Annotated in this window: 6 protein-coding genes; all 6 read right to left on the bottom strand. The window is 75.0% G+C overall.

The window, feature by feature from the left end:
* The coding region (locus tag G6556_RS17395; RefSeq protein ID WP_205693678.1) for a DivIVA domain-containing protein at nt 1-232 on the bottom strand (232 nt) is incomplete at its 3' end.
* Nucleotides 233-392: 160 nt separating this feature from the next.
* Entirely contained in the window at nt 393-680 is a 288-nt protein-coding gene (locus G6556_RS17390; protein WP_166944197.1) for a YggT family protein, read from the bottom strand.
* Nucleotides 681-704: 24 nt separating this feature from the next.
* Nucleotides 705-1,187 (bottom strand): cell division protein SepF, encoded by a 483-nt coding sequence (sepF, locus tag G6556_RS17385; RefSeq protein ID WP_166944195.1) that lies wholly within the window; start codon nt 1,185-1,187, stop codon nt 705-707.
* A gap of 123 nt (nt 1,188-1,310) precedes the next feature.
* A complete protein-coding gene (pgeF, locus tag G6556_RS17380) occupies nt 1,311-2,072 on the bottom strand; it encodes a peptidoglycan editing factor PgeF (protein ID WP_166944193.1) in 762 nt (253 codons plus the stop codon).
* A 4-nt stretch (nt 2,073-2,076) separates the two neighbouring features.
* The gene (gene ftsZ / locus G6556_RS17375; RefSeq protein WP_166944191.1) at nt 2,077-3,330 is read right to left on the bottom strand and encodes a cell division protein FtsZ; all 1,254 of its coding nucleotides are present in this window, start codon (nt 3,328-3,330) and stop codon (nt 2,077-2,079) included.
* Between the two features lie 141 nt (nt 3,331-3,471).
* Nucleotides 3,472-4,483, bottom strand: a 1,012-nt coding sequence (locus tag G6556_RS17370) for an FtsQ-type POTRA domain-containing protein (RefSeq protein ID WP_240934685.1), incomplete at its 5' end; no start/stop codon positions are given.

Genomic DNA, 4,483 nt, shown 5'->3' with positions numbered 1-4,483 from the left:
CCTCCGGCTTCGGCGCCTGGGCGGCCTGCGCCCCCTGGCGGCTCAGCTCGGCGATCCGGCGCTCGGCCGCGGCGAGCTTGGACTTGAGGTCCTCGTTCTCGCTCTGGGTCTCCCGGAGGGTGTTCACGACCTCGTCGAGGAAGTCGTCGACCTCGTCCTGGTCGTACCCCTCGCGGAACTTCGTCGCCTGGAACTTCTTGTTCAGGACGTCGTCTGCTGTGAGCAGTGCCATCGTCGTCACCTCTTCGGTCGTACTGGGTCGAGCCGGTGGCAGTCCGCCGACCACCTCGGGCCACCGTAGCGGACATTCCGGGTTGTGCACGCGACCCGGTCGGCGGGGCGCGTGCGGGGGCCGGCCACCGGGCCGGCGGTGCCCGCGGACGGGCGCGCGGTCATGCGAGCGCGCCCAGGAGCGAGAGCAGGAAGGAGCAGCCGAGCATCAGCACGAGGAACGCCAGGTCGAGGCGCACCGAGCCCAGGGTCAGCGGCGGGATCACCCGGCGCAGCGCCCGCAGCGGCGGGTCGGTCACCGAGTAGGTGATCTCCGCGACGACGAGGGCGGCCCCGCGCGGGCGCCAGTCCCGCGCGAAGTACTGCACCCAGTCGAGGACCAGACGCACGAGCAGGACCAGGATGAAGGCCAGGACGACGATCTGCAGCAGGCCGAGGACGAAGGTCACGCGTCCCAGTCTCCCCGATCCTCGTCAGCTCTGGTTGAAGAAGCCGGCGCGGGAGGCCTCGGGGGCGCGCCCGTCGCCGGTGATCTCCACCGACTGCGGCGACAGCAGGAAGACCTTGTTGGTCACCCGCTCGATCGCGCCGTGCAGGCCGAAGATCAGGCCCGCCGCGAAGTCGACGAGGCGCTTGGCGTCCGCGTCGTCCATGTCGGACAGGTTCATGATGACCGGCGTGTTCTCGCGGAACGCCTCGCCGATCTTGCGCGCGTCGTTGTACGAGCGCGGGTGGATCGTGGTGATCCGCCGCACCTCGCCGTCGTGCCGCGGCGCGGGTGCCGGGGCGACGGGTCGCTCCGGCGCCGGCTCGCGGCGCAGCGGCGTGACCTCGGCCTCGTAGTCCTGTCCCACCGTCGCCTCCGGCTCGTCGTACTCGTCGACGTACTGGTCGTGCTCGCCCCGGTCGTCGGCAAGCCCGAGGTACAGCATGGTCTTGCGCAGCGCTCCGGCCATCGCGATCACTCCATCCCCGAATTGCTCACATCTCCTGCGCCGTCACGCTAGCAATGCGCCTGGATGGGACGACGGTGCGACACGCGGCGTGTCGGCGTGTCGTCGATGCAATTTCCGGACATATCACTCACCGGGCATTTCCGCGAGCGCGACGACCCCGGCGAACCGCCCCGTGGTGGTCCCCGCGCGCTGTGCGCGCCGGTGCGAGAAGAACCGCTCGTCGGCGTCCGTGCACCACCCGGGCACCCGCACGTCGCGCACGCCGGCGGCGCGCAGCACGGACGCCACGCCCGCGGGCAGGTCGAGCCCGGGCGTGCCGGCGTCCGTCGTGCAGGCCGTGCCGGGGACCGCCGCGTCCACCTCGTCGCGCATCGCGGCCGGGACCTCGTACCGGCCGCCGCTGATCGCGGGGCCGACGACGGCGCGCACCCGGCCGGGGTCCGCGCCGCGCGCCACCATCGCCGCGAGGGCCGCCTGCACGACGCCGGCGACCAGCCCGCGCCGCCCGGCGTGCGCGGCGCCGACCACCCGGGCCTGCGCGTCGGCCAGCAGCACCGGGACGCAGTCGGCGACCAGCACGCCGACGGCGGTGCCGGGCAGGGCCGACACGAGCGCGTCGGCCTCCCCCACCGTGTCGGCGGCGGCGTCGCCCGGGCCGCGCACCACGTGCACGTCCGCGCCGTGCACCTGGGTGGCCCAGGCGACGGTCGCGCCGGCCCAGGCCGCGACCCGCGCGCGGTTCTCCCGCACGTGCGCCGGGTCGTCGCCCACGAGCAGCCCGAGGTCGAGCTCCGCCCACGGCGGCACGCTGACGCCGCCCGCGCGGGTGGTGAAGCCCGCGCGGACGCCCGGGCCGAGGTCGACCGCGAGCACCGGCAGCGTCATGCGACTACTTCAGGAAGTCGGGCACGTCCAGGTCGTCCTCCTTGCGGCGGGCGACCTCCTCCTCGAAGATCCGCGGGACCTCGAGCTGGCTGGTGCCGGCCTGGTCCGGGGTGAGGAAGGCGGGCACCTCGGCGGCCTGGCGGCGCTCCTCGTCCGGGCCGACCGGGCGCGGCGGGACGGCGGCGTGCGCCGCGGTCGTCGTCGGCACGGCCGCCGCCGGCGGGATGGACGCGGGCGCCTGCTGCGCGGCCTGGCCGCCGCCACCGGCGCTGACCTGGCCGAGCCCGCGGGCGTCGCGGCGGACCACCGGGGCACCGCCGTCGAAGCCGGCCGCGATGACGGTCACGCGCACCTCGTCGCCGAGGGCGTCGTCGATGACCGCGCCGAAGATGATGTTGGCCTCGGGGTGCGCGGCCTCCTGCACCAGGCGGGCGGCCTCGTTGATCTCGAACAGGCCGAGGTCCGAGCCACCCTGGATGGACAGCAGCACGCCGTGGGCGCCGTCGATGCTGGCCTCGAGCAGCGGCGAGGAGATCGCCAGCTCGGCCGCCTGCACCGCGCGGTCCTCCCCGCGGGCCGAGCCGATGCCCATGAGGGCCGACCCCGCCCCCTGCATCACGGACTTCACGTCCGCGAAGTCGAGGTTGATCAGGCCCGGCGTGGTGATGAGGTCGGTGATGCCCTGGACACCGGAGAGCAGGACCTGGTCCGCGGAGCGGAACGCGTCGAGCACCGAGACCGAGCGGTCGGAGATCGACAGCAGGCGGTCGTTCGGGATCACGATGAGGGTGTCGACCTCGGCGCGCAGCGCCTCGATGCCGGAGTCCGCCTGCACGGTGCGGCGACGGCCCTCGAAGGTGAAGGGACGCGTCACGACGCCGATGGTCAGCGCGCCGAGCGAGCGGGCGATGCGGGCCACGACGGGCGCGCCGCCGGTGCCGGTGCCGCCGCCCTCGCCCGCGGTGACGAAGACCATGTCGGCGCCGCGCAGGACGTCCTCGATCTCCTCCGCGTGGTCCTCGGCGGCCTTCTTGCCGACCTCGGGGTCGGCGCCGGCGCCGAGACCGCGGGTGAGCTCGCGGCCGACGTCGAGCTTCACGTCCGCGTCGGACATGAGCAGGGCCTGGGCGTCGGTGTTGATGGCGATGAACTCGACACCCTTGAGGCCGACCTCGATCATGCGGTTCACGGCGTTCACGCCGCCACCACCGATGCCGACGACCTTGATGACCGCCAGGTAGTTCTGCGGAGCTGCCACGGTGGGTGCCTCTCGTCTCGCGATGTCGACGAACCTTCACCCTCAAGTTGAGGGTTATAGTTATGTCAGTTCTGTCTAGGTGTGACGGTATGTGGCGCGCGGGGGTCGTTCAACGACCCGTGCGCGCGTGTCGGGCCGGGATCACCCGACGACCGGCATCGTCGGCGCCGACACGTCGTACCGCGCGGAGCCCGCCGTCTCGGGCGCCGCGCGCAGGGCCTGCAGGACCGCCACCTTGAGCGCCGAGTCCTGCGCGCTCCCCCACTCGACGGTCGCCCCGTCGCGCAGGGTGAACCGGACGGTGTCCCGCGTGCCGGCCGACACCTGGCCGATGGCGGCGAGCAGGTCCTCGGGCAGCGCCTCGAGCACCCCCAGCGCCGACGACAGGATGCGGGCCTCGCCCACCGGCACCTCGACCACGGGCAGCCCCTCCGGCGGCGCGTCCGCGCGGCCGACCTTCACGCCGTCCTGGTCCACGAGCGCGTAGCCCGGACCCGACGCGTCGTCGCCGTCCGCGTGCTGCGCGACGTCGGACGCCTCCGGCACCGCCGCGACCGGCTCGCGCGACACGAGCTGGACCGCCAGGCCGTGCGGCCAGTCCCGGGTCACCGTCGCGTCCCGGACGCCCGGCACGTCGAGCAGCCGCTGCCGCAGGGTCGCGGTGTCCAGCCGGGTCAGCGGGGTCCCGGCCTCGTCGTCCACCACGTCCCGCACCTGGTCGACGGCCACGACCGTCCCGGCGCCCGTGACCCGCACCTGCTCGGCGTCGAGGGCCAGGGCCGGGGACAGCAGCAGCAGCCAGGCGAGCGCACCGACCACGACGACCGAGCCTGCGGCGATGAGGATCTGCCGCCAGGCCAGCCGACGGCGGGCGCGGGCCCGCTCGGCGAACCGCGCCGCGGAACCCTGGCTGACCACCGGCGGGCGCACGGGGAACGCGCCCGTGCGCGGGGCGAGCGCGGTGGAGCCGGTGGTGCGGCGGGCGCCCCGGGTCTGGGCCGTCGCGGGCGTCTCGGCCGTGCGCGGCGGGGCACCGGCCGTGCGCGGCGGGGCACCGGCCGTGCGCGGCGGGGCACCGGCCGTGCGCGGCGGGGCACCGGCCGCGCGGGGCGGGGCACCGGCCGTGCGCGGCGGCGCACCCGACGGGCCCGGT

It is taken from the genome of Cellulomonas sp. IC4_254 (assembly GCF_011603975.1).
GTDB lineage: Bacteria > Actinomycetota > Actinomycetes > Actinomycetales > Cellulomonadaceae > Cellulomonas.
The sequence above is the reverse complement of the archived record's forward strand: the minus strand, read 5'-3'. Positions and strand labels throughout refer to the sequence as shown.